Annotated in this window: 31 protein-coding genes and 2 pseudogenes; 29 read left to right on the top strand and 4 right to left on the bottom strand. The window is 34.9% G+C overall.

Annotated elements, in window-relative coordinates; translation table 11 throughout:
* Nucleotides 1–11: 11 nt before the first annotated feature.
* Complete coding sequence (locus NST60_RS24260) at nucleotides 12–473, bottom strand: YslB family protein (RefSeq protein WP_169188937.1); 462 nt, start codon at nucleotides 471–473, stop codon at nucleotides 12–14.
* Nucleotides 474–1,040: 567 nt separating this feature from the next.
* Between NST60_RS24260 and NST60_RS24255 the strand changes: the two genes are divergently transcribed.
* The 3 genes from NST60_RS24255 to sdhB are packed head-to-tail and all read left to right on the top strand — an operon-like array spanning nucleotide 1,041 to nucleotide 4,220.
* Complete coding sequence (locus NST60_RS24255) at nucleotides 1,041–1,649, top strand: succinate dehydrogenase cytochrome b558 subunit (RefSeq protein WP_016201772.1); 609 nt, start codon at nucleotides 1,041–1,043, stop codon at nucleotides 1,647–1,649.
* Between the two features lie 47 nt (nucleotides 1,650–1,696).
* A complete protein-coding gene (gene sdhA, locus NST60_RS24250; protein ID WP_016201771.1) occupies nucleotides 1,697–3,460 on the top strand; it encodes a succinate dehydrogenase flavoprotein subunit in 1,764 nt (587 codons plus the stop codon).
* A gap of 1 nt (nucleotide 3,461) precedes the next feature.
* Nucleotides 3,462–4,220, top strand: a complete 759-nt coding sequence (sdhB, locus tag NST60_RS24245) for a succinate dehydrogenase iron-sulfur subunit (RefSeq protein WP_016201770.1) — start codon at nucleotides 3,462–3,464, stop codon at nucleotides 4,218–4,220.
* A gap of 35 nt (nucleotides 4,221–4,255) precedes the next feature.
* On the opposite strand, the gene NST60_RS24240 is transcribed toward sdhB, so the two are convergent.
* Nucleotides 4,256–5,404 carry a hypothetical protein gene (locus tag NST60_RS24240; RefSeq protein ID WP_101730682.1) on the bottom strand — a complete coding sequence of 383 codons (1,149 nt, stop codon included), beginning with the start codon at nucleotides 5,402–5,404 and terminating at the stop codon, nucleotides 4,256–4,258.
* A gap of 355 nt (nucleotides 5,405–5,759) precedes the next feature.
* Here NST60_RS24240 and gerE (NST60_RS24235) point away from each other — a divergent pair, with 355 nt between their 5' ends.
* The 8 genes from gerE (NST60_RS24235) (at nucleotide 5,760) to NST60_RS24200 (ending at nucleotide 10,288) form a co-directional block, all read left to right on the top strand.
* Nucleotides 5,760–5,984: a spore germination transcription factor GerE gene (gene gerE / locus NST60_RS24235; RefSeq protein WP_016201768.1), complete on the top strand. Its 225-nt coding sequence runs from the start codon at nucleotides 5,760–5,762 to the stop codon at nucleotides 5,982–5,984.
* A gap of 285 nt (nucleotides 5,985–6,269) precedes the next feature.
* On the top strand, nucleotides 6,270–6,410 hold the full coding sequence (locus tag NST60_RS24230) for a hypothetical protein (RefSeq protein ID WP_224427767.1): 141 nt from the start codon (nucleotides 6,270–6,272) through the stop codon (nucleotides 6,408–6,410).
* A gap of 16 nt (nucleotides 6,411–6,426) precedes the next feature.
* Nucleotides 6,427–6,588: a PTS ascorbate transporter subunit IIC gene (locus NST60_RS24225; RefSeq protein ID WP_101730683.1), complete on the top strand. Its 162-nt coding sequence runs from the start codon at nucleotides 6,427–6,429 to the stop codon at nucleotides 6,586–6,588.
* Between the two features lie 4 nt (nucleotides 6,589–6,592).
* The gene (locus tag NST60_RS24220; RefSeq protein ID WP_101730684.1) at nucleotides 6,593–6,805 is read left to right on the top strand and encodes a hypothetical protein; all 213 of its coding nucleotides are present in this window, start codon (nucleotides 6,593–6,595) and stop codon (nucleotides 6,803–6,805) included.
* Nucleotides 6,806–6,865: 60 nt separating this feature from the next.
* Complete coding sequence (locus tag NST60_RS24215) at nucleotides 6,866–7,048, top strand: hypothetical protein (RefSeq protein WP_101730685.1); 183 nt, start codon at nucleotides 6,866–6,868, stop codon at nucleotides 7,046–7,048.
* A 72-nt stretch (nucleotides 7,049–7,120) separates the two neighbouring features.
* Complete coding sequence (locus tag NST60_RS24210) at nucleotides 7,121–8,338, top strand: hypothetical protein (RefSeq protein WP_224427765.1); 1,218 nt, start codon at nucleotides 7,121–7,123, stop codon at nucleotides 8,336–8,338.
* A gap of 26 nt (nucleotides 8,339–8,364) precedes the next feature.
* Entirely contained in the window at nucleotides 8,365–10,155 is a 1,791-nt protein-coding gene (locus tag NST60_RS24205) for a hypothetical protein (RefSeq protein ID WP_101730687.1), read from the top strand.
* 4 nt (nucleotides 10,156–10,159) lie between these two features.
* Nucleotides 10,160–10,288, top strand: coding sequence for a hypothetical protein (locus tag NST60_RS24200; RefSeq protein ID WP_341100606.1), 129 nt, complete (start codon nucleotides 10,160–10,162; stop codon nucleotides 10,286–10,288).
* A 124-nt stretch (nucleotides 10,289–10,412) separates the two neighbouring features.
* Here NST60_RS24200 and NST60_RS24195 read toward each other — a convergent pair whose 3' ends face one another.
* Complete coding sequence (locus tag NST60_RS24195; RefSeq protein WP_169187606.1) at nucleotides 10,413–11,750, bottom strand: ISLre2 family transposase; 1,338 nt, start codon at nucleotides 11,748–11,750, stop codon at nucleotides 10,413–10,415.
* Nucleotides 11,751–11,988: 238 nt separating this feature from the next.
* On the opposite strand from NST60_RS24195, the gene NST60_RS24190 reads away from it, so the two are divergent.
* The 12 genes and pseudogenes from NST60_RS24190 (at nucleotide 11,989) to NST60_RS26890 (ending at nucleotide 16,808) form a co-directional block, all read left to right on the top strand.
* A complete protein-coding gene (locus tag NST60_RS24190; RefSeq protein ID WP_101730688.1) occupies nucleotides 11,989–12,438 on the top strand; it encodes a hypothetical protein in 450 nt (149 codons plus the stop codon).
* Nucleotides 12,439–12,720 (top strand): hypothetical protein, encoded by a 282-nt coding sequence (locus tag NST60_RS24185; protein ID WP_101730689.1) that lies wholly within the window; start codon nucleotides 12,439–12,441, stop codon nucleotides 12,718–12,720.
* A complete protein-coding gene (locus tag NST60_RS24180) occupies nucleotides 12,714–12,854 on the top strand; it encodes a hypothetical protein (RefSeq protein WP_224427769.1) in 141 nt (46 codons plus the stop codon). The genes NST60_RS24185 and NST60_RS24180 overlap by 7 nt, the downstream gene beginning before the upstream one ends.
* Nucleotides 12,851–13,234 carry a hypothetical protein gene (locus tag NST60_RS24175; RefSeq protein WP_101730690.1) on the top strand — a complete coding sequence of 128 codons (384 nt, stop codon included), beginning with the start codon at nucleotides 12,851–12,853 and terminating at the stop codon, nucleotides 13,232–13,234. The genes NST60_RS24180 and NST60_RS24175 overlap by 4 nt, the downstream gene beginning before the upstream one ends.
* A gap of 11 nt (nucleotides 13,235–13,245) precedes the next feature.
* On the top strand, nucleotides 13,246–13,419 hold the full coding sequence (locus tag NST60_RS24170; protein ID WP_224427763.1) for a hypothetical protein: 174 nt from the start codon (nucleotides 13,246–13,248) through the stop codon (nucleotides 13,417–13,419).
* Between the two features lie 40 nt (nucleotides 13,420–13,459).
* The gene (locus NST60_RS24165; RefSeq protein ID WP_101730691.1) at nucleotides 13,460–13,801 is read left to right on the top strand and encodes a hypothetical protein; all 342 of its coding nucleotides are present in this window, start codon (nucleotides 13,460–13,462) and stop codon (nucleotides 13,799–13,801) included.
* Complete coding sequence (locus NST60_RS24160; protein WP_101730692.1) at nucleotides 13,801–14,430, top strand: zonular occludens toxin domain-containing protein; 630 nt, start codon at nucleotides 13,801–13,803, stop codon at nucleotides 14,428–14,430. Before NST60_RS24165 ends, NST60_RS24160 begins: the two co-directional genes overlap by 1 nt.
* The gene (locus tag NST60_RS24155; RefSeq protein WP_101730693.1) at nucleotides 14,427–14,783 is read left to right on the top strand and encodes a hypothetical protein; all 357 of its coding nucleotides are present in this window, start codon (nucleotides 14,427–14,429) and stop codon (nucleotides 14,781–14,783) included. Before NST60_RS24160 ends, NST60_RS24155 begins: the two co-directional genes overlap by 4 nt.
* Entirely contained in the window at nucleotides 14,780–15,439 is a 660-nt protein-coding gene (locus NST60_RS24150; protein WP_224427762.1) for a lytic transglycosylase domain-containing protein, read from the top strand. Before NST60_RS24155 ends, NST60_RS24150 begins: the two co-directional genes overlap by 4 nt.
* 10 nt (nucleotides 15,440–15,449) lie before the next feature.
* Nucleotides 15,450–15,857 carry a hypothetical protein gene (locus NST60_RS24145; RefSeq protein WP_101730694.1) on the top strand — a complete coding sequence of 136 codons (408 nt, stop codon included), beginning with the start codon at nucleotides 15,450–15,452 and terminating at the stop codon, nucleotides 15,855–15,857.
* Nucleotides 15,847–16,098, top strand: coding sequence for a hypothetical protein (locus tag NST60_RS24140; RefSeq protein ID WP_101730695.1), 252 nt, complete (start codon nucleotides 15,847–15,849; stop codon nucleotides 16,096–16,098). Before NST60_RS24145 ends, NST60_RS24140 begins: the two co-directional genes overlap by 11 nt.
* A gap of 149 nt (nucleotides 16,099–16,247) precedes the next feature.
* Nucleotides 16,248–16,808 (top strand): annotated as a pseudogene (locus NST60_RS26890) (recombinase family protein).
* Between the two features lie 64 nt (nucleotides 16,809–16,872).
* On the opposite strand, the gene NST60_RS24130 reads toward NST60_RS26890, so the two are convergent.
* On the bottom strand, nucleotides 16,873–17,856 hold the full coding sequence (locus NST60_RS24130) for a hypothetical protein (RefSeq protein WP_101730696.1): 984 nt from the start codon (nucleotides 17,854–17,856) through the stop codon (nucleotides 16,873–16,875).
* A 148-nt stretch (nucleotides 17,857–18,004) separates the two neighbouring features.
* Between NST60_RS24130 and NST60_RS24125 the strand changes: the two genes are divergently transcribed.
* From NST60_RS24125 to racE, 6 genes and pseudogenes are all read left to right on the top strand, one after another.
* The gene (locus tag NST60_RS24125) at nucleotides 18,005–18,313 is read left to right on the top strand and encodes a hypothetical protein (RefSeq protein WP_101730697.1); all 309 of its coding nucleotides are present in this window, start codon (nucleotides 18,005–18,007) and stop codon (nucleotides 18,311–18,313) included.
* Between the two features lie 30 nt (nucleotides 18,314–18,343).
* Complete coding sequence (locus NST60_RS24120; protein WP_328823029.1) at nucleotides 18,344–18,955, top strand: recombinase family protein; 612 nt, start codon at nucleotides 18,344–18,346, stop codon at nucleotides 18,953–18,955.
* Nucleotides 18,925–19,824: a recombinase family protein gene (locus NST60_RS24115; RefSeq protein WP_318010491.1), complete on the top strand. Its 900-nt coding sequence runs from the start codon at nucleotides 18,925–18,927 to the stop codon at nucleotides 19,822–19,824. Before NST60_RS24120 ends, NST60_RS24115 begins: the two co-directional genes overlap by 31 nt.
* Before the next feature lie 27 nt (nucleotides 19,825–19,851).
* A pseudogene (gene gerE, locus NST60_RS24110) lies at nucleotides 19,852–19,938 on the top strand (spore germination transcription factor GerE); the annotation flags it as partial.
* Between the two features lie 283 nt (nucleotides 19,939–20,221).
* Nucleotides 20,222–20,680 carry a MarR family winged helix-turn-helix transcriptional regulator gene (locus NST60_RS24105; RefSeq protein ID WP_016201767.1) on the top strand — a complete coding sequence of 153 codons (459 nt, stop codon included), beginning with the start codon at nucleotides 20,222–20,224 and terminating at the stop codon, nucleotides 20,678–20,680.
* Between the two features lie 9 nt (nucleotides 20,681–20,689).
* Nucleotides 20,690–21,487, top strand: coding sequence for a glutamate racemase (gene racE, locus NST60_RS24100; protein ID WP_101730699.1), 798 nt, complete (start codon nucleotides 20,690–20,692; stop codon nucleotides 21,485–21,487).
* The last annotated feature ends 68 nt before the right edge of the window (nucleotides 21,488–21,555 follow it).

Here is a 21,555-nt window from a genome sequence, read left to right as displayed (position 1 = left end):
GAGTCATCTCTTTATTCTACTACTGGATCTTTACTATCCCAACGAACCGTAATGGTTATTTTTTTATCTTTTCTTTTTGGGTCTTCAAAGGCCTCAGCAATAACTTTTTTCGTTTGTTCATATTGCTGTGCTAAATAACCAGCTTCAAGTTGAAATGTACATTTCCCTTTTTCTTTTAATCTTTTTTCGATAAGATCACTGGATAATTGATAAGTAATTTCATTTTTTGTTTGTTTAACTACTTCTAAATTTCCCCATCCGACTTTTTGAAAAAAGGTATAAGCTTCTTCTATTGCATGTAAAGGAAATAATCGAGCAATACGTTTACCTGCCCAATACAATAGGTCAGGAGTATCTCGACCTAATAATTCTGGGATAAGTATTTCTCGAATTAATTCGTATCCATATGCGGGAACAGTAAGTGGGTCAGTTTCCACTTGTGTTTTTTCTTCTACGGATGTTAAATCACTCAATATGCTCTCCTCTTTCTACCATTCTATTATATTCACTTAATTACAAGAATTATCTTCTAAAAAAAGTAACCATTTTAAGTATTCACGGTAATTCCATACCATTGTTTAGGAAGAAGAATGGATTCCAAATAAAATAGAATAAAATATATTGTCTAAATAGTATACTGTAAAAACGGAAAAAAATCATAAGAAAAACGAATGATATTTAAATTAGAAAGTTTAAAAAGTACTTACAAGGACAATGTAGTTTGTAATTACACAATATTCTAAGTTGTTTAAAACTTTAGGGATTTACAATGTTACCGTTAAGTATAAAAGCTTTTGGTGATAATTCTATTATTTGATTTGCGTGATAAATTTATGCGAATAATAGAAAGGAGGAAATTTTTACTTTTTTTCACATATAAATAGAAAAAAAGCGAAAGAAAATTTATTTAATGTATCCGTTTTCTTGACCGCATTTTTTTTTAAGAGTACAATTAAATTGTCACTAAATTGTAAGAATTTTTGGTTTTGTTATCGCTTTAGAGGCAAAGGGAGTATGTCATCAATTAGGGGGGGAATTTTATGGCAGCAAATCGAGAGTTTTTATTCAGAAGGCTTCACTCTTTATTAGGGGTGATTCCAGTGGGAGTATTTTTGATCCAACATTTAGTTGTCAATCACTTTGCAACTAGAGGCGCAGAAGCCTTTAACAAGGCAGCTGGCTTTATGGAGCATTTACCTTTTCGGTATTTTTTAGAAATTTTTGTAATATTTTTACCGATATTGTATCATGCAATATATGGAATTTATATTGCGATTACAGCCAAAAATAATACTAAAAACTACGGATTTTTCCGAAATTGGATGTTCTATATTCAAAGGGTGACAGGGATCATTACATTAATATTTATTGTTTGGCATGTATGGGAAACAAGGGTAGCCGCTCAATTAGGGCAAGAAGTGAACTATGAGATGATGAGCGAAAATTTGGCAAACCCTTGGATGCTTATTTTTTATTTAGTAGGAGTTATCTCAACCATTTTCCACTTCTCTAATGGATTGTGGTCATTCTGTGTAAGCTGGGGAATCACTGTTTCTCCTAAATCTCAACGAATTAATACATATGTAACGCTAGGAATATTTGTTGCATTAACAATAGTAGGTGTACGAGCAATATTCGCGTTTGTTTAATAAATAGTAGTTTAGTAGAGCAATAGATGAAGGAGTGAACGTTTGTTATGAAGAAAGGGAAAGTTATCATCGTTGGCGGTGGTTTAGCAGGACTAATGGCAGCAATCAAAGTAGCAGAGACAGGGACTCCTTTAGAATTATTTTCCCTTGTACCTGTAAAAAGATCACACTCCGTTTGTGCCCAAGGTGGAATAAATGGAGCGGTAAATACGAAGGGGGAAGGAGATTCTCCGTGGGAGCACTTTGACGATACAGTGTATGGCGGAGATTTCTTAGCAAACCAGCCACCTGTCAAGGCGATGGCTGAAGCAGCCCCTGGAATTATTCATTTGATGGATAGAATGGGTGTAATGTTTAACCGTACACCAGAAGGGTTACTTGATTTCCGCCGTTTTGGAGGAACACAGTATCACCGAACAGCTTTTGCTGGGGCAACGACAGGACAACAGCTTCTATATGCTTTAGATGAACAAGTTAGAAGATATGAAGTTGATGGGCTTGTAGTTAAGTATGAAGGCTGGGAATTCCTTGGTATTATCACAGATGAAGAAGGTGTATGTAGAGGGATTAAAGCACAGGACTTAAAAACAATGGAGATTAAATCCTTCCCTGCAGATGCTGTTATCATGGCAACTGGAGGCCCTGGAATTATCTTCGGAAAATCTACGAACTCTATTATAAACACTGGTTCAGCAGCATCTGTTGTGTATCAACAGGGAGCCTATTATGCTAATGGGGAATTTATCCAAATTCATCCAACTGCTATTCCTGGTGACGATAAACTGCGTTTAATGAGTGAATCAGCTCGTGGGGAAGGCGGACGTATCTGGACATATAAAGATGGGAAGCCGTGGTATTTCTTAGAAGAGAAATATCCAGCCTACGGAAACCTTGTGCCTAGGGACATTGCGACACGTGAGATTTTCCATGTTTGTGTTGACCAAAAGCTCGGCATCAATGGGGAAAATATGGTGTATCTAGACTTATCTCATAAAAATCCTAAAGAATTAGATATTAAATTAGGTGGCATTATTGAGATATACGAAAAATTCACTGGCGAAGATCCACGTAAACTTCCGATGAAAATTTTCCCTGCAGTTCATTACTCAATGGGGGGATTATGGGTGGATTATGATCAAATGACCAATATTCCAGGTCTATTTGCAGCAGGAGAATGTGATTACTCTCAGCATGGAGCAAACCGTTTAGGAGCAAACAGCTTACTTTCAGCGATTTATGGTGGAATGGTTGTAGGCCCGAATGCAGTTAAATATATAAGTGGATTAAGCAAAAGTGCAGAAGATTTATCTACTTCCTTATATGATTCCGCTATTAAAGAAGAAGAATCTAAATGGCAGGATATTATGAAAATGGATGGAACAGAAAATGCTTATGTTCTACATAAGGAATTAGGAGAATGGATGACCGATAATGTTACAGTTGTTCGTTACAACGATAAATTATTAGCAACAGACGATAAAATTCAAGAGCTGTTAGAGCGATATAAACATATTAATATTAATGATACAGCAAAATGGTCTAACCAAGGGGCAGTATTCACTCGTCAATTACAGAATATGCTTCATCTTGCACGTGTTATCACACTCGGTGCATACAATCGAAACGAAAGCCGTGGAGCGCACTATAAACCAGAATTCCCAGAAAGAAATGACGAGGATTTCTTAAAAACAACAATGGCTAAATTTGTTGGGGAAGATAAGGCTCCTGATCTCCATTATCAAGAAGTCGATACTTCATTAATCAAACCTAGAAAAAGAGATTATTCAAAGCAAAAAGAGGGAGTGAAATAAAATGGGGGAACAAAAAACAGTTACTTTTCAAATTGCAAGACAAGATGACCCTAATTCACCATCTTATGTAGAAGAATTCACTTTGCCATATCGACCTAATATGAATGTGATTTCTGCCCTAATGGAAATTCGCAGAAATCCTGTAACAACCAAGGGAGAAAAAACATCTCCAGTTTCTTGGGATATGAACTGTTTAGAAGAAGTATGTGGGGCATGTTCAATGGTCATAAATGGAAAGCCTAGACAATCCTGTACAGCTCTAATTGATCAATTAGAACAACCGATTCGTTTGGAACCAATGAGAACATTCCCTGTTGTCCGCGATCTCCAAGTAGATCGAAGCCGCATGTTTGATAGCTTAAAGAAAGTCAAAGCATGGATTCCAATCGATGGAACGTATGATTTAGGGCCTGGTCCAAGAATGCCAGAGAAAAAACGCCAATGGGCATACGAGTTATCTAAATGTATGACATGTGGAGTTTGCTTAGAAGCATGTCCAAATGTAAACAGTAAATCTAATTTCATGGGACCAGCACCGCTTTCTCAAGTTCGTCTATTCAATTCTCATCCAACAGGTGAAATGAATAAAGAGGAAAGACTACAAGAGATAATGGGAGATGGTGGACTAGCTAACTGTGGTAACTCTCAAAACTGTGTGCAGTCTTGTCCAAAAGGAATTCCATTGACAACATCTATTGCTGCCTTGAACCGTGAAACAACGTTCCAAGCATTTAAAAACTTCTTTGGAAGTGATCATTAATCAAAAAAGACCGCCATTTGGTGGTCTTTTTTCGGCTAATATTTTTCTTTGAATTGACGATAGGCGAAAATAAATTCAGTTGCTACTGATTTTTCCTCGCTAGCCAGTTCGCTTAAGTTATTCTCTAAATAAATTATAGTAGCTTCTAGATGCTGCAAAGTCTCTGTTAAGATTCGTTTATCTTCCTCTTTTTCCAGATTTGCAACCTTTTGACCATAATCATACTCATACAATGTATCATATACTTCATTATTACTTGCAGATAAAGTGATTTTTCTTTGCAAGCATGGCAAACAAATTCCACATGGTAAGGTAACAGCTGCTTTTCCTTTTCTTTTTATTCGCACACAGTCAATAGTATTTTTGATTTGTAGTTTATATTCTTTTGGTATTTCGTTTATGCCTATTTGTAAAGGTTTATGCAATACAGGAGTTTTGATAGTTAAATTAAGATCCAAGCTTGTATAGAGATCATTTAATAGTTTAAAAGTTTTCGGATGAGTAGATTTGTGCAATACATTCCAATCGATACAAACATTTCTATTGATTTTGCTATTTTGATAGACATATACAGTGCTTCCACCGTTAAAGTACGTTTTCACTGCAGCAATCGATACGAGTAAACAAGTGCTAACGGTTGATAATTTTTTAGAGATCTTCTTATAGATTGTTGAATCTAATGCAATAATCTCACCAGAAGCAGAGACGTTACTTCTTAGAAAAACAGCTAATTTTTCTTGCTTACCCCGCTCATTCTCTTTGTTTATAAGTCGAAGATAATCAGAGGCAATAGGTGAAGCTGAGCAATTATTTTTCGCAACACCGACTAATGATTCCATATCATCGAAAAATAATGTTACTTCATAATTATTAGGAAGATAAAAAGAAGGAGACATTAATTCCACATCAATTTGTTGGAACTGAAGATAAACAGGTTCTTCCATTAACCAATCAAGAAGCATTTCTAAGACATCCCTATTTTTTTCCCAGTGACTTACATGGAAAACGGGAATGATTAAGCAGTTATTCTTTCTTGCCTTTTTCGTTTGTTGTTCAAAGTAAAATAGCCCACCCATAATCGTTACGATATCAATATAGGGAGTGCCTATCCGATCATAATCAAAGTACATATCCTGAAGTAATTCTTTATGTAGGTTTGTTAGAAAATCTATGTTTAAGTCCATTTATATCACCAAAACTTCCTTTGATAACAGAAATTAAACTACTGCATAATTACTCGTTGCTTAAATTATAACATGGATTTTTAAGAAGTTAGGAAAAAGGAGGGAGAATATAGTGGATTTTTCACTCGACCATCTAAATATCAAATGTACACTATCTGTTAATGGGGAAGGTTAATAAATGCTTAATTGTTTTGTTAAATGATTGTAATGGAAAGAAATTTTAAAAACAGAAAAAACCTTCCCTAATTTCTATAAATCCAGTCACTCCAAGGTGTCATCTTACATAATATATTCAGACTATAACTATACCCATCCCAAAGTTCATAGCTGGCAAAGGCAAGGAGGGTTACACTACTTGAAGGAGAATGAATTTACTCACAAGCCATTATTAACCAAAAGAGAAAGAGAAGTATTTGAACTGTTAGTCCAAGATAAAACGACTAAGGAAATCGCGAGTGATTTATTCATAAGCGAAAAAACAGTTCGAAATCATATTTCTAATGCTATGCAGAAGCTGGGCGTGAAGGGGCGTTCACAGGCTGTTGTAGAACTCCTTAGAATGGGAGAACTAGAGCTATAATAAAGAAGATGATCTCGTATAAGCGGGGAGGAAATTCCACTCCTTTGCCGCTTATATGGGTCATCTTCTTTTAATGAGGATACATGGCTAAATGAGGGATGTGTAAATAATATTGTCAAAACTGCTCTTGTTCATAAATTTTACATCTAAATTAATACTCCATTAACTTTTTGCTTTTACACCTAAAGAAATAGTCATTATGTATATCGTTTTTATGGGTGCATGTGTACTTACTTACCCTATTGTTAATTTACTTGTTCATGCAGTGACAAGGGGTGCTAGTAGATGGAAATAGGCGGTCTAATGGCATTTGCATTTAAAGTCTTCTTAGGAAACCCAGACATTATGATTAGCCTGATCACATGGACTGTATTAACTACTTTATTTCTCACGATCTTAGAGATCAATAAGAAGTTGAAACAGTAGAAGGGGGAGAGAAGCTTTGAATCTTAGTGGTGTATGGAATTGGACATTCTTCTGGAACTCTTTCGGATACTTTCTTAAAACAGTTGCTTCGTTCTTAATGGTTATCGTCGCCATTATTGCAGTAGGTATGCTGTTGAATGTAGTTATTAACGCTATCCGTAACGGAAAACAGACTTAATCCCATGCCAGAAATTAATTTTTTTACAGAAGAAAGAATGGCAGAGTTTTGGGGGTATGTCCAAATGCTCCTTAAAACTTCTATGCCAAGCGTGATGATGGTTGTTGCTTTAATGGCAGTTGGTATGATTATCACAATAGTTATTGCAGCTTTTAAAAAGGCTGCTAGTGACAAAGAAGAAAAAGACGATGATGATTACGAAATACGGCATTATTAGGAATTACTAGCTTTGCTAGATTAATAAAAAAATTAAAAATATTTAAGGGGGAAATTTATTATGTCATTAGATTTCACAGGAGTTACATTACCATTTGACGTTAGCGATCTTGTTACAAGCGGTGCTGCATTACTAGGTTTAGTTGGGGGATTTGTATTATTAGGTTTAGCATTCAAGTTCGTACCAAAACTTATCACGCTTATTGTTAATGCTTTCCGTGGTGGTTCAAGCAGAGGGGCATAATAGCCTTAAACTAAGAAAGGGAGTAGTTAAGGCTACTTCCTTTTTTAATAGGTAGAGGGTGAGGTTTATTATATGTTTAAAAAACTTAGTGTATTAACCCTTCTTATATCGGTGTTTTCCCTTCCTTTAACCACTCTAGCAGCAAGTCTAGATTATGGCTATTTTGGAACAACAAGCGAAACTTCTTATCTGACACCAGATGGAACTAACCATGATGATTATTGGTTAGATGTAACTGTAGACGGAGCAGGAAGCGGAAGGGTGTTGTGGTATGGTGAAGGCTCTGACAATTTGATAGGGAGCAACGCTGTTCCTGGAAGTGTTACCGCACCAGACGGAGCAATCTTTATGAAATTGGTTAGTGATGATGGCGGAGAAATATATGCTGTTATCGCCCATTCCACTAACCCTGCTGCTGAAACAGTTAATTTTACCGCAGGAGATACAAGCAGCGGTGGCGGTGATGCAGGAGGAAGCAATGGAGGAAGCGACAATATATCTTGTACGATTACTAATTCGTGTGCTGTCTTTGATTGTCCAGAATGGGATACCTATATGAGCAAGATTAATCAAATTGCTAGTAATATGCCAGAAATGCCGAATTGGAATGTTGTTGCAGGACAATTTGCAGATGAAATTGCACCAAGAGTGAAAAACGATATGAAGAATCTTTTTGAGGACACAGTAGCGCCACGAATCAAGTCGGATATGAAAAACTTATTCGAGAACACAATGGCGCCGAGGTTAAAGTCAGATATGACAGACGTATTAACAGATACATTAGGAAGCGCTCCTGATCTACCGAGTGAGCCAGAAATGCCAACATTGATGGAGGATATAGACTTGTCGCCACCTACTGGAGAAGAAGCAGAAGGACTAGGGGATTCTACTTTTTCAGAAAATGATATTAAAAATGAATCAATTGAAATAGAAGAACGGAATGATCCGACAGGAGGATTTAATATAGACAATCCATTAGAAACGATAGAAGATCCACCAATTAACGTTCCGAATGAACTAGAGAATAACGCTCCAACACCAACTGAACAGGAGAATCAAGCGCCTACACCAACAGAAGATGGAGCAGAAGCACCAACACCTTCGGAGCAGGAATACAATGCTCCTACACTGACAGAACAAGAGAATAGCGCACCTGTTCCAACCGAGCAAGAAAACCAAGCGCCAACACCAAGCGAGGATAGTTGGGAAGTACCTATACCGAGTGATGATAATTCTTCTTTTCCGATACCTTCTATTGGTGATTCATCATTTCCGGTTCCAAGTAGTTAGTAAAGAAGTAAAGAGAAGGTGATCGTTTGATTAAAAAAATAGCTTTAATTTTTGGATTGGTTTTTATGTTAGTGCCAATTACTAATGTTTATGCAGCTAGTGGAGGTTTATTAGACGGTAAGAATATAAAAGTAGGTCCGAATATCAATTTAATTTTAGATACTACAAATGATGTGACTGATGGTAATAATTCCACTTTTTATACTCTATCTGGTGGTTCTAGTTTGGATTCTGTTAAAGACCATTTGTTTTTTGAGTTTGAAAATATCATGGATATTAACTCTTATTATGTTCGCGCTTCTGGCAATCAGTTAAGAATGCACTTTTTTGACTATCAAAAAAATTATCTAGGTTATATAAACGAACCTTTAACCTTAGATTCAAAGGTTACTATTACCGAATATAAAAAGGTTAAATATGTTGCGATAAGTAATTATTCATCAACGAATATAAACATTAATGAATTTGATGTTTTAGGAAAACTTTCCCCAGTTGTAAAGGAGGAAGTAACAAACTTAAATTTAGTTAATGAGAATGAAGGGGTGAAGATAACTTGGAAAAATCCTACTAACAACTTTCATTTTGCAGGGATAAAAATTTATCGTAATGGAACTTTATTAACTACCTTGAATAAAGAAACAGAAGTTTTTTTAGATAATAGTATTCAACTCAACTCCTCATACAATTACAAAATTACAGCTCTTTATAGTGGTGATATTGAGACAGAAGGAACGATCCAAAATATTAAAACACCAGAACCTTTAATATTAAAAGAAGTAACAGCAGAACCAGACGTTAAACGAGTTGATCTATCTTGGAAATTGCCAAACAACGAAAAATTAAAACACGTAAATATATACAGGGATACAGTTCAAGAACAAACAGCGCTACTAAGATTCTTTTTTGGTGAATCAGTAAAAGCAGCCGAAACAAAAATATTTGAAACAAATGGAACATATTTCAATGACTTAACAGTAGAGCCAGAAACAACCTACGAATATACGCTTTCCATAACAGACACGAGCGGACAGGAGACAGGTTATACCGATATTGAAGTCACTACACTAGAAGAACCGCCACCGGTTTTGACCGAAGGAAACTTGGAAGAAACGGAAACAGGTGATTATAAATTCACTTGGAATGAACCTACAGAAGGAACAGTAAGAATACTTGTAGGTGGACAAGAATATGCAACAGTTGACGCTACTAATAAAGAAATAATTATTCCGAAGGCAGATATGAAATATACAGCTATTGGTGATCCCGATGTATCAGCCATTCCTATTTCTGAAAGTGGAAAAGAAGGAAAGAAAACCAAGCCACCATCTACTATAGACAATGTACAGCTGCCATTTGATTATAAGGAATTGGTTAACGCAGGTTCACAATTACTTTGGATAATAGCACCATTTGTACTATTAGCATTATCTTTCTTGCTTGTACCTAAGTTAAGAAGATTGATAATAAATGCTTTTAAAGGAAAAAAAGGCAAGGAAAAGATAGAAACGGAAAGAAGGACACAATCCGATCGATCAGAAAGAAAAGATAGGTCGCTCTTAAAAAGAGAACGTATGGAAAAAGAAAAGCTTGAAAAAGATAAAAGTCGTATAGAACTAAAAGATACTACTGTAGATAGTAAAGATAGTAGAGAAATAAGGGTACGAGAACGTGCATTCAGACAGCCTAAAATTCGTAAAGAACGAACCATAAAAGAGCCGAGAATAAGTAGGGTTAGCAATGAGCCAAGACGAGAAAGAGAAATAAGGCAAACTGTAAGAGAACCTAGAATGCCAAGAGAAATAAGAAAAGGGAGGTAGTTAGATGTCAATTGAACTTATGCAGGGGATTATCGAAATAGTCTTTAAAGGGAATTTACTCTATTTATCTCCTATTCTTTTTATTCTAATGGTTGTGATTTTTTCCGACCATCTAATAGAGTTGATTGATTGAGTCAAGTTTTTGTGGGAGTTTTTTTTGGATAGAAAAACTCCCCTCTTATTTAGTTATATTTCCCACCTAAATGAAAGCGTTATCTAAACAATTTAGTTTTGTTTTTGTTCATTTCCTTCATTTTTTAAAAACCTCGTAAGGCTTGTAAAGCATGGTATATCGGCTTTCCTTTTTGCCGATTTAAATATGATAAATTATTTCTTGTTAGCTCTCCGACTGAACTCTTTAACTTTTCCACATAATATTTTGGCTGAGAAACAGAAGCGGTTTGATCGTTAGGGTTAATTCGTCCTAAAATCGTCTTGATTTCTAATTCATCCTTCATACCAACCATAAAGTCAATAAATGCTTGTATTCCTTTATCGCACCAGCTGCGGCCGTTTTTAAGCCGTTTAGCGAATACACTCATCGTTCCTTCCGCACTTCCCATTGGACGATAGTGGCTTGTGTCTATGTCTTTTTCCTTCAACCATTCGCGATAATCTCCAAGGGCCTGAGGATATTTTGACAGCTGTTGTATGAACTCTTCTAACCGTTCTTCTTTCTTTTCGTTTTCAAGAGTACCAACTGCACTATTAAGTTCCACTAGGAATCCTTTCGCATCATATTGAGCCAGTTTCTTACGAATGACTCTATATCTCTTATGGCCTTTGAAAAGCGTTTTAACCTCACGAGCTACATGGAATCGGTCGATGACAAAGAATGCATTCTTATAGTGATCCTGACAAGCCGTAATCCACTGGGCTCCATCCCCATTAATTACGAGGTGATGTTCACTCGGATTGTAGTTGTAATTATCTATTAAGAACTGCTCAAATCCTTCCCAGAACGCTTCTTTACCTTTGTGGACATAGTGACGTTTTGCGATTAAGGATGTTCGTTTCCCGTTGACTATCCAGCCCTCATGTACGGAAGCAATCTTTTCTTCCCGCCCACGTCGTTTTCCACGTTGCCTTTTCACATATAGTCCGTCTACTTCTACAAAGAGCACTTTCCTCAATTGGTCGGTCGGCTTGACGAAAGTAACTTCTGTTTGTAGAAGGTGTTGACGAATAGTCTCATGGCTGATTACTTTGTAACCTAGTAGTTTCTCAATCATGGAGGAAGCATGACGATAGGATGTACCTTGAACTGCCATTTCCATTGCCATCGTTTCAACTAGGGGACTGAAACCTTTTGACCCCTCAAACTCTAAATAGTGATCAAGGAGATAAACGTATCCACCCTTTTCCCTGTCCCTATAGTAATTCCGATTGATGATAATAGAACCGAATGAAGTATCCATCTCTACGGCTCGCTTATCCTGAAGGTAAAATCTCTTTTTATCTCTATTTTCTGCAATCTGTTGATCCATTTCTTCGAGTTGCTTCGTGAGAACTTCACCAAATGTCTTTTGAAGCATAACAAATAAATCTTTTTCCAGTTCTTTTAATGTGGGTAATTGTATGGTATCTTTTTTCATAGGACTCCTCTTCCTTGTATTTGTGGTTTTCGCAGACTTTACTATACAAGAAGAGAGTCCTTTTTTCATTTGATTTTATTTTCCATCTACCGCACTTCCGTTTGGTGACCTGTTTCTCAATGGATGGATCTACGCCCCATCCATTGAGAAACAGGGTACAACATCTCCCACAAACATTTTACTCATACGAGTTGATTAATCGTGCCTTAACCACCAACGAGGGAAGGCGTAGGTATTAATGGGGATCATAGGCGATGCTTTTGGGAAATTGTTTGATCTAATCTGGAGCGTAATTTTATGGTTAGCGGAATTTATTACTCAAGTATTTGAAAATGTTGTAGAAATACTGACTACTATATTTGAATTTATTTATGCATTAATAGACGCTTTTATTTACTTGCTCTATATGGTGGGAGTATTAGCGGTCAAGTTGTTCTTAGTAATATTTAATGCAGCTAAATTACTTTGGTCTTTAGTTGTTGGATTTGGAAGAACATTAGCAAGTTTAAACTATACACCAAGATCAGGCAGCGGAAATGGATATAGTGTAATATTAGGAAGGTTATTCAATGGTTTAAATGCTTTGCAGTTAGATTCTATTGCTTATATTATTCTGTTTTGTTTATGGTTTATCACAGCCATTTCAGCTATTAAACTAATTAGTTCCATAAGGGTAGGTGGCGATTAAATGGAAATGAAAGAATTATTTAGAAGTTTCCTAGACAAGATATTTCAGCCACCTATTACCTTCTTAGATTTAGCAATCGAAAGGCTAGATAGTATTAATTTAGTAACAGCACAAGGAATTAATATAGGTCAATATTTTGCAGTGTTTGGAGATTTGCCGACTTCTTGGCAATTAGTTATTTCATCTATTTTAATCTCTACTGTTTTTCTAGGGGGATTATTAATTTTTAGATCAGTTATGAGAATGTACTATTCGGTTAAAGAGGGGGTTAAGTGGTGGTAGAAGCTTTCATGTATATGTATTTTGTTGGAGCAGGAACAGCGTTAGGAGTTGCGACAGTTGCCTTTATGGGTTGGAAAGTAGTGAAACGTTCAAACAATAAACAAGGAAGAAGAAAAGGAGTAGCAGCCAGATGAGTTTATTTAATAAAAAGAAAGACGATGATGAATATTTATTTGAAACAAGAGATATTTTAATTGTTTTTGATGATGAACAGAAAACGTCAGATATTAGCACAGTTACTCACATTGATCATGAAAGTGTGATTGTAGCAGGGAAATATAAAATACCGTTGTTGGATTGTGTGGTAACAACAGGGTTAGACGGAAGAAACTATTTCTATAACGCTCCTACTCAATCTATTTTAGAAACCAAAAGATTAGCAGATTTAGAGCGCAGCATGGTTCTGGAACAGATCACAGCGTACCGCCCACCTTTACCACCATCTAGCATGGATTGGACAAAAGGTCTTTTGTTTGGAGCGTTAGTGTTATCGATCATCGGGTTAATGTTTTAGGGGGTATGAAAATGAGTGAAGAAATTATTCGGAAAATTTATGAGTTAAAAGGAATAGTACATGCTGCCAATGAGTTAGTAAATCATGACTTTGTGTTTGATCATCCATTAGTAGAAAATATTTCAGCTATTCTAAATGACGTTATCCAATTGATAGAAAAAAAGAGTGTCGGAGAAACGCTCTAGAACGAAATGAAATTTATTTTTATGGGGAGTTGGTCACTAAATGCAACAGAGCAACGCAGAGAAATTGCAATCAGCTATATCGGATGATTTATTTCCACAAGTGCAACACATTTCAGACGTAAAACAAGTTTTAGAAGAAATGAAAAGTACAGCACAAAATTTACGAGAGCCACAAATAAAAGCACTACTACTTTTAAAATCGATGGGAGAAAACAAGTTTCTTCATCCAGAAGGAAATCCATATAAAAAGGTCATAGAATTTATCATGGAAGGAAAAATACATGTTGCTTCTCCAGACTACTATTTAGATGCAATAGAAGCATTAATACCGAAACCACCAAAACCAATTATCATGGCAGAGAAAGGAGCGATTAAGAAGTAATGGCACATCATTTTGTGATACAAGGACCATTAGGATCAGGGAAAACATTTTTAGCTTCTACTCTAGCTCATTGGTGGAAGTTAAAAACAGAAAGAAACGGTGGTCATGTGGAGTTATTCTCCAATTATGATCTATTTGATAGCAGACCAATGACACACTTTACTGACTGGTATGAAGTGGCTAAAGCGCAAGGTAGCATTTGTGTATGGGATGAAGCCTATCTTGTCTTTTCTAATCGAAAATGGACAAAGTATGGGCAAGGAATTTTAACAGATGTACTCATGTTAACTAGGAAAATGAAGTCAGTTCAATTTTACTGCACTCCTTCCATTAACTTTGTGGATTCAAGGGTTAGACAGATTGCAGAAGTTTTAATAACTGCTAGAAAAATAGGAGATAAAGGCTTTTCTTATCACTTTCAAGACTTTCAAACAGGTGAATTTATGATGAAGCAATTTCTTCCTATGTGGAAGGCGAAAAAGATTATGGCATGTCGATTGTATGATACAGAGAATATGGTTCAATACTTTCCGGTTCCCCAGAATGAAAGGGAAGGAGAAAAATTCTTTGCAGAGTTAGAAGATATTCATGATAAAGCTCGAGGGAAAGAAAGGAAGCTGATTATATGAAAATTCAATTTGACACCTTTTCATTAATTCCACCAGATTATAAAAAAGAAGATCCACGAGGATTGTTATATCTGTACCCAAATTCTTTAAATATAGTTGCTTACGCACGTAAAATGCAGCAGTTCTCTTTTTATCAATCGTTGCAAGTAGCAGAGACTCTAGCGAAAAGACAAGGATATATCCTGTTGCCGTGGTCATGTATTCATTGGAAAAGAGCGAAAACCCTAGGTCATGATAGAAAAATAAAGATTGGAAGAAAATCTTATTTCCTTGTAAAAGTGGATGAATTAACCTCAAAAGAAGAAACAAAGCTAAACACTTATTTAGAAGAAATGAATGAGAGTACAGGATGAGAAAACTATTTGTTTTTATCATGAGTATTTTGTTATTTTCTTTTAATAGCTTGGGAGAAGTAAAAGCAGCAAGTCTTCCAGAATTACAGAACAAACTACAGCAAACTGAATCAGAAAGACAGCAACTAAAAACAGAATGGAATAAGGATCAAACTAATCAGCAGCTTTCACAAAAATATAGCAAACTAATAGTAAAGGAAAATGCTTATAAAAAAGCTATTGACCATATAACTAGAGATAGGGAAATTTTAAATTCCGAAAATTCAAAAATATTGAGTGTGAAAGACATTCCAGAAAACTATGTGCCAATATATCAAGCAGCCGCCAATAGATATGGAATTGATTGGACAGTAATAGCAGCGATTCATTATATTGAGACAAGCTTTTCTACTCATGTGACCATGACAAGTAGTGCTGGAGCAATTGGTCATATGCAGTTCATTCAATCAACATTTGAAGCATATGGAGTGGATGGAAACGGAGACGGTAAAAAAGATCCTTGGAATCTACAAGATGCTATTTTTTCAGCAGCCAATTATCTAGCTGCAAATAACTTTAGTGTTAATCAAAGAAAAGCCATATGGCATTATAATCATGCGGAATGGTATGTAAATGAAGTCCTTGCAACAGCAGCATATATTCAAAAAAATAATTGAGGTGAAATAGATGAAACTTACATTAACAGGTCCAGAAACAGAAGTATTAACCGTTCATTTGCACGTAATGAGAAAGAGTATAAAAAGTGTCTTGAAACGAAATTACGGTTATTTAGAAGGTAAAAGACTTATGAAAGTATATGACGAAGTTAAAACTACATTGAAAGATCAACTAGAATATCTAGATGAAAATACAGAATATCCTTTTCTGCTTAATGAGGAAGAAATTGACTTGCTTTACTCCTTCTTACAAGCTTTTTGTCAAAAAGTAGAAGCTGAAATGACAAATAAAATAGAAAACGACCGTGAGAGAAACAAAGCAAAAGATAATTTGAAATTCGATGTGCTAAATGGTGTTAAGGAGAAAGTAACAAATTTATATGTACACATAAATGCAGGTGAAACAGTTGGAGTATAATAGCAGCGCCTTATTAGCAGGGAGATTAATAGATGATACTAGATCGTTAAATTCTTATAATGACCAGATACTTAGAAAGTTAAAGAGTCTTTATTTGAAAAGAAAAATTGATGTATATGAATATAGCCATTTAGTAAATATCCTTACATGTGTCAGTTTGAAATTGGATGATGTGAAAGGGAAATTAAATGCATTAATTGATGTTGAGGTAAGTTCATCTTCTATCGACATAAGAATTTAAAAGTAATATTTATCAAAAACGAACGTTTATGAAAAGAATATATTTTTATGAAAAATCGGTTTGAAAAACCGATTTTCTTTTATCAAAACTATTCTCAAATTCAAATAATCTAAATACAAACAATTAACCGTTTTCGAAAGGAGTATATGATGAATATTGGATATTCAAGGGTTCAACAATAGATCAAAATTTGAATATGCAGATAGATGCTTTATAGAAGTATGCTTGTGAGCGAATATATCAAGAGAAGAAGATTACTGGAACTAAAAAGAATCGACTAGAGTTGACAGAGCTAATGACTATATTAAAATCGAGATAAAATTGTTATTTGTAAATTAGATAAGATAAACAGAAGTACAAAGCATTTGATTGAGCTTAATGAGTTTTTTGAGAAGAAAGGAGTGGAGTTTGTTTCCATCCAGGATTCGATTGACACATCCATACCTATGGGGTGGTTTCTCTTTCGGAAATTGGCTAGTATGCTGAGTTAATGTGTTGGAAAGGGAAATTATTAGTGAACAGAAAAAGGCAGGATTGGTAATAGCTTGTTCTAGGGGGAAAAAGAAGGCAGACTAAAAGTTTTTGAAAGGCATCATAGATAAGCTTCAAAGATGTATTATTCAAGTTAATATTCAATAATTGAAATAGTTGGGGAAACAGGAATATCTCAGGCCACATTGTATAGAAATATTAACAGAGAAGAAGGTTAGAAAATAATATTACAATCCTCCTATAAAAAGAGGATTGTAACGCAATTAGAATCGATTCAACTAATCAATCATATTGTTTGTATTTAGAAAACTTATATAAAAATTCCCAATATTCATCTGCAAAACCACTTTCTGCCCATAATTCTCCATAAGCATCAATATGAGCTTGTATTATTTGAGTTTTAGTTTTAAAAGGTGCTTCATACCACGGGATTTTTTTACTCATCCTTTGTGTTATTTGGTAATGATAATTGTACTTTGGTATAAAGATAGCTAACATTTTTCCGGAAGTAGTACCTAGTTTACTAGCAAAACGCTTTTCGAAAATATGATGTCTTTCCCATCCTGATCCTTTGTAATTACTTGGGGCAGATATATTTTGTAGGGCACTATATTTTCTTACACCTTTTGCAAGACTAGGCTTAAGCACAGAGGTGCTACCTTCTATCATTCTTTTTACACCACTTACTGCAGGTACACCTGGAAATACAACTGCTGCACCATCTGCTACAACCCAAAATCCATTCCAAAAGGTTTTATTCTTATTATATTCGCTAAGAGAAAGAGAGAAACTTGCAATATCAAATATTGTGTCTATAGCTAAAGGGCTAATAATCGGTTCTGTTGATGTTTTAGAAGTAGATGTAGATAGATAGTATTTTTTGTATTCAAGTTCTCCGACATCATTTGAGTAACTTAAAGTAACTACATAATTGGGTTTAAAAGTTGAATCATAATTTGATAAATTAATAAGATCGTTATCCTCAACTTCTTCTAAAGTGTAAGAAGCATTGGAGTCATTACTATACTTAATTAAATTATCTAGATATCCGTTTAGTGATAGGCTTGTGATTTCTTCCCCAATAATCAATTTCGAGGTTTCTTCATCGATTGATGCAATTTTAATTTGCAATTGAGTAGTATTTACAGATATGTTTTCTTGGATGAGGGACTTTTCTTCTGCAAAAGTATTGATTGGAAGTAAACTAAAACATAATAAAATTGTAGATATTATTACTAAAAAGATTTGCTGAATTTTTTTATTCATAATAACCTCCATTAATGTTAATATTATACAGAGAGCTCTCTAGATAATATTAACATTAAATTAGTAGATTAGTAAATGATATTTCTATAAATTTACAATTAATGATAAAATATAGTGAATTAAGTGATTTCTAGTTAGGAGGAATATTATGAGAGTTGGTTATAGTATTTTAAGAGAGATAAATAGAGGGGAATTTTTACCTACAGAAAAAGATTATGGTTTAAGAACCAGAGAATTTGAGAATTTTATAAAATTTTTAGAAAATGAAGGATATTTAGAAAGAGTATTAAGGTTGGACGATTATTTTTCAATTAAGCCAGCACGGTTAACAAATAAAGGACATGAATTACTAAATAATAATAAAAAATACGAAGAATCTTACCCAGAAAGAAAGGATTTAATCAAATGGGTACAAGTAGAGAAAGATTTATATTCTAATGGTGCAGTTGATGAATAATTTTATATTCAATAAAGGATGGTACAACTTATGCAACCCAAATCTAAATACGCAGTCTACGTCCGTGTATCCACCGACCGAGACGAACAAGTCTCATCGGTCGAAAACCAAATCGATATATGCCGTAACTGGCTAGAAAGAAATGGCTACGAATGGAACGAAGAATCTGTTTTTAAAGACGAAGGAATATCTGGAACAGTCTTCTTAGATCGCCCAGCAATCCAATTATTATTAGATAAAACGAAAAAAGGCGAAATAGAAATGATTATCTTTAAATCCATTTCACGTTTAGCCAGGGATCTAAAAGATAGCTTAGAAATTAGAGAAACACTGCTAGCACATAATGTTCGTGTAATATCGATTGAAGAAGGTTTTGACAGTTTTAAAGTTGGTAAGAACGACATGGTTTTTGAATTATGGAGCTTGTTTGCTGCTCAATACTCTAGAACTCTATCAAGCTCGATTTCTGCTGCTCTTGCAGCTAAAGTGCGACGTGGCGAACATATCGGTAAGATTCCTTTTGGATATGATCGTCCAAACCAAAAACTTGTTATCAATGAAGAAGAAGCTAAAGTAGTAAGACAAATATTCCATTGGTATAACTTCGATAAATGGGTTTTAAGCGCATTACAAAAGAGTTAAATGATTTAGGCTTAAAACCGAAACAAAAGGATAAATGGCAGGTTACATCCGTTCAGAGAATACTTCAAAATCCTATCTATCATGGAAACTTCATACTTAATCAGTACACAACTGTAAAAGTTGGTGGAAGAAAGAAGCAAATCCGTAATCCTCAAGAAAAATGGTTGATCTTTAAAGATCATCATCCAGCAATCATAACTTCTACTCAATTTGAAAAAGCTAATAACAGAGACTATAAAAGTAAAAAAACAAAAATTACTCCATGGAATGAATTCAGAGATATATTAAAATGCGCTCATTGTGGCTCTAATATGGTGATTATGCAAAGTTATAAACGAAAAAAAGATGGTTCCAGAATTGAATGGAAATACTTAAAATGCAGCAAGTACAGAAGATATGGTGAACATGGCTGCTTAAATCATGAACCGATTCGTTACGAACAATTTAGGGAGTTTATGTTAAGACTTTTAACAGAAAAGGGAGAAAGCATTCGGTTAAACTTTGATACAGAATATAAAAAGAAGCAGCTGGAGGACAGCCGCGGCATTAGAAATAAAATAGACCGGTTAGAAGAACAGAAAAAAGATGTTCTGGATCTTTATTTAAATGATCGACTGATATCTAAAGCGGAATTTAAAGTGAAAAGAGATGAACTGGAAAAGCAGATTGGTAAATTAAATGATAAGCTTTTTCTATTGTCGCAAGAAGATAATACAAGTATTAATATAGAGACCATTAAACAGGCTTTTAAGCAGCTGGAAAATGAAGAAAGTGACTTACATTATGCTTTCCAGCAGTTATTAGATTCAATGGAAGTTAGCCAAGATGGAACACTAGATATTAAATACACTTTTGAACAAATACAGTAGTGTGTTTTTAGCATGCAAAAGGTATGCATTTCAAATGCTATGCAGAAGCTGGGCGTGAAGGGGCGTTCACAGGCTGTTGTAGAACTCCTTAGAATGGGAGAACTAGAGCTATAATAAAGAAGATGATCTCGTATAAGCGGGGAGGAAATTCCACTCCTTTGCCGCTTATATGGGTCATCTTCTTTTAATGAGGATACATGGCTAAATGAGGGATGTGTAAATAATATTGTCAAAACTGCTCTTGTTCATAAATTTTACATCTAAATTAATACTCCATTAACTTTTCGCCTTATACATTTACGAGGGAAGAATTGTAGATTATAATTAAAGGTACTGATTCGTAGAAAATTGTCGGAAATTAATTATATTTGTATATTTATATATGGGAGTTGTAATCATGATGACTGAAGAGAAAAATGCAAAGGAATATTTGGAGAATATAGCTACGATAGAAAAGGATATGCGATACATATCGGGGATCATTAAACAAAAAGGGAGAGAGATATTAAGCGATTATACAATGACTCCTCCTCAATTCGTTGCCTTGCAATGGCTATTTGAAGAGGGCGATATGACAATAGGGGAATTATCAAATAAAATGTTCCTTGCCTTTAGTACAACGACCGACTTAGTTGATCGGATGGAAAAGAATCATTTAGTTCAAAGAGTGAAGGATCCGAATGATCGACGTGTGGTTCGTATTCATATGCTAGAAGAAGGAAAAAGATTAATTGACGAAGTAATTAAAAAACGTCAAAACTATCTTCAAGAAGTATTAAATGAGTATACAACCGGAGATATCGAGGAATTAAAGAAAAATTTCATGCGTTTACATCAAGTAATGCGAGAAAAATGAGGCGGTTTTTTGGAAAGAGCAATAGGGGTTATAGATTCTGGAGTTGGTGGATTAACGGTCGCGAAGGAGATTATGCGCCAGCTTCCTTTTGAAAATATCGTATACTTAGGGGATACGGCAAGATGTCCATATGGACCAAGAACGGGAGAAGAAGTGAAGAAATTCACTTGGGAAATGACTAGATTCTTGTTGAAGAAAAATATTAAAATGCTTGTGATTGCCTGTAATACTGCTACTGCAGTGGCATTAGAGGAAATTCGCGGGCAGCTATCTATTCCTGTAATTGGAGTAATTATTCCGGGGGCACGAACAGCAATTAAGGTAACAAAAAATAATTATATAGGCATGATTGGAACAATTGGTACTGTTCGAAGTCGAGCGTATGAAAAAGCATTAAAAAAGATTAATAATCGAGTAAGAACAGTTAGTTTAGCATGCCCGAAATTTGTTCCTTTAGTGGAGAGCGGCGAATATGATGGACCAGTCGCAAGGAAAATTGTGAAAGAAACGCTTTGGCCATTAAAGAATAAAGAGATAGATACTCTAATACTTGGTTGTACCCATTACCCTTTGTTGGCAAAAGTAATACAAGAAGAGATAGGGGAAAAGGTAAAAGTGATTAGTTCTGGTGCAGAAACGGCAAGAGAAGTTAGTACCATTCTAAACCATCATGACCAACTTGCTTCAGAAGAGAATCAAGTAGAACATCATTTTTATACAACTGGATCGAAAGAAATTTTTGCTAGAATAGCATCAAACTGGCTAAATCAAGAAATACATTCTGTTGAAACAATTAAATTGTCATAAGTAATAAGACTGTCTTATGTTCCATTAACAAAAATATCTAGATCAGTTCTAATCGAGACATTTTTGTG

Source organism: Niallia sp. FSL W8-1348 (assembly GCF_038006745.1).
In the GTDB taxonomy this organism is placed as follows: Bacteria; Bacillota; Bacilli; order Bacillales; family Cytobacillaceae; genus Niallia; species Niallia alba.
The sequence above is the reverse complement of the archived record's forward strand: the minus strand, read 5'-3'. Positions and strand labels throughout refer to the sequence as shown.

What these genes read in the sequence shown, in the direction of transcription:
- sdhB (WP_016201770.1), top strand. Translation starts at nt 3,462, where the DNA reads ATGGGGGAACAAAAAACAGTTACTTTTCAAATTGCAAGACAAGATGAC.
- NST60_RS24175 (WP_101730690.1), top strand. Translation starts at nt 12,851, where the DNA reads ATGAGTTTATTTAATAAAAAGAAAGACGATGATGAATATTTATTTGAA.
- NST60_RS24145 (WP_101730694.1), top strand. Translation starts at nt 15,450, where the DNA reads ATGAAACTTACATTAACAGGTCCAGAAACAGAAGTATTAACCGTTCAT.
- NST60_RS24155 (WP_101730693.1), top strand. Translation starts at nt 14,427, where the DNA reads ATGAAAATTCAATTTGACACCTTTTCATTAATTCCACCAGATTATAAA.
- NST60_RS24165 (WP_101730691.1), top strand. Translation starts at nt 13,460, where the DNA reads ATGCAACAGAGCAACGCAGAGAAATTGCAATCAGCTATATCGGATGAT.
- NST60_RS24190 (WP_101730688.1), top strand. Translation starts at nt 11,989, where the DNA reads ATGGGGATCATAGGCGATGCTTTTGGGAAATTGTTTGATCTAATCTGG.
- NST60_RS24160 (WP_101730692.1), top strand. Translation starts at nt 13,801, where the DNA reads ATGGCACATCATTTTGTGATACAAGGACCATTAGGATCAGGGAAAACA.
- NST60_RS24255 (WP_016201772.1), top strand. Translation starts at nt 1,041, where the DNA reads ATGGCAGCAAATCGAGAGTTTTTATTCAGAAGGCTTCACTCTTTATTA.
- NST60_RS24220 (WP_101730684.1), top strand. Translation starts at nt 6,593, where the DNA reads ATGCCAGAAATTAATTTTTTTACAGAAGAAAGAATGGCAGAGTTTTGG.
- NST60_RS24115 (WP_318010491.1), top strand. Translation starts at nt 18,925, where the DNA reads ATGGGTTTTAAGCGCATTACAAAAGAGTTAAATGATTTAGGCTTAAAA.
- NST60_RS24130 (WP_101730696.1), bottom strand. Translation starts at nt 17,856, where the DNA reads ATGAATAAAAAAATTCAGCAAATCTTTTTAGTAATAATATCTACAATT.
- NST60_RS24170 (WP_224427763.1), top strand. Translation starts at nt 13,246, where the DNA reads ATGAGTGAAGAAATTATTCGGAAAATTTATGAGTTAAAAGGAATAGTA.
- NST60_RS24125 (WP_101730697.1), top strand. Translation starts at nt 18,005, where the DNA reads ATGAGAGTTGGTTATAGTATTTTAAGAGAGATAAATAGAGGGGAATTT.
- sdhA (WP_016201771.1), top strand. Translation starts at nt 1,697, where the DNA reads ATGAAGAAAGGGAAAGTTATCATCGTTGGCGGTGGTTTAGCAGGACTA.
- NST60_RS24195 (WP_169187606.1), bottom strand. Translation starts at nt 11,750, where the DNA reads ATGAAAAAAGATACCATACAATTACCCACATTAAAAGAACTGGAAAAA.
- NST60_RS24210 (WP_224427765.1), top strand. Translation starts at nt 7,121, where the DNA reads ATGTTTAAAAAACTTAGTGTATTAACCCTTCTTATATCGGTGTTTTCC.
- NST60_RS24105 (WP_016201767.1), top strand. Translation starts at nt 20,222, where the DNA reads ATGATGACTGAAGAGAAAAATGCAAAGGAATATTTGGAGAATATAGCT.
- NST60_RS24120 (WP_328823029.1), top strand. Translation starts at nt 18,344, where the DNA reads ATGCAACCCAAATCTAAATACGCAGTCTACGTCCGTGTATCCACCGAC.
- NST60_RS24230 (WP_224427767.1), top strand. Translation starts at nt 6,270, where the DNA reads ATGGAAATAGGCGGTCTAATGGCATTTGCATTTAAAGTCTTCTTAGGA.
- NST60_RS24200 (WP_341100606.1), top strand. Translation starts at nt 10,160, where the DNA reads ATGTCAATTGAACTTATGCAGGGGATTATCGAAATAGTCTTTAAAGGG.
- NST60_RS24150 (WP_224427762.1), top strand. Translation starts at nt 14,780, where the DNA reads ATGAGAAAACTATTTGTTTTTATCATGAGTATTTTGTTATTTTCTTTT.
- NST60_RS24215 (WP_101730685.1), top strand. Translation starts at nt 6,866, where the DNA reads ATGTCATTAGATTTCACAGGAGTTACATTACCATTTGACGTTAGCGAT.
- NST60_RS24240 (WP_101730682.1), bottom strand. Translation starts at nt 5,404, where the DNA reads ATGGACTTAAACATAGATTTTCTAACAAACCTACATAAAGAATTACTT.
- NST60_RS24185 (WP_101730689.1), top strand. Translation starts at nt 12,439, where the DNA reads ATGGAAATGAAAGAATTATTTAGAAGTTTCCTAGACAAGATATTTCAG.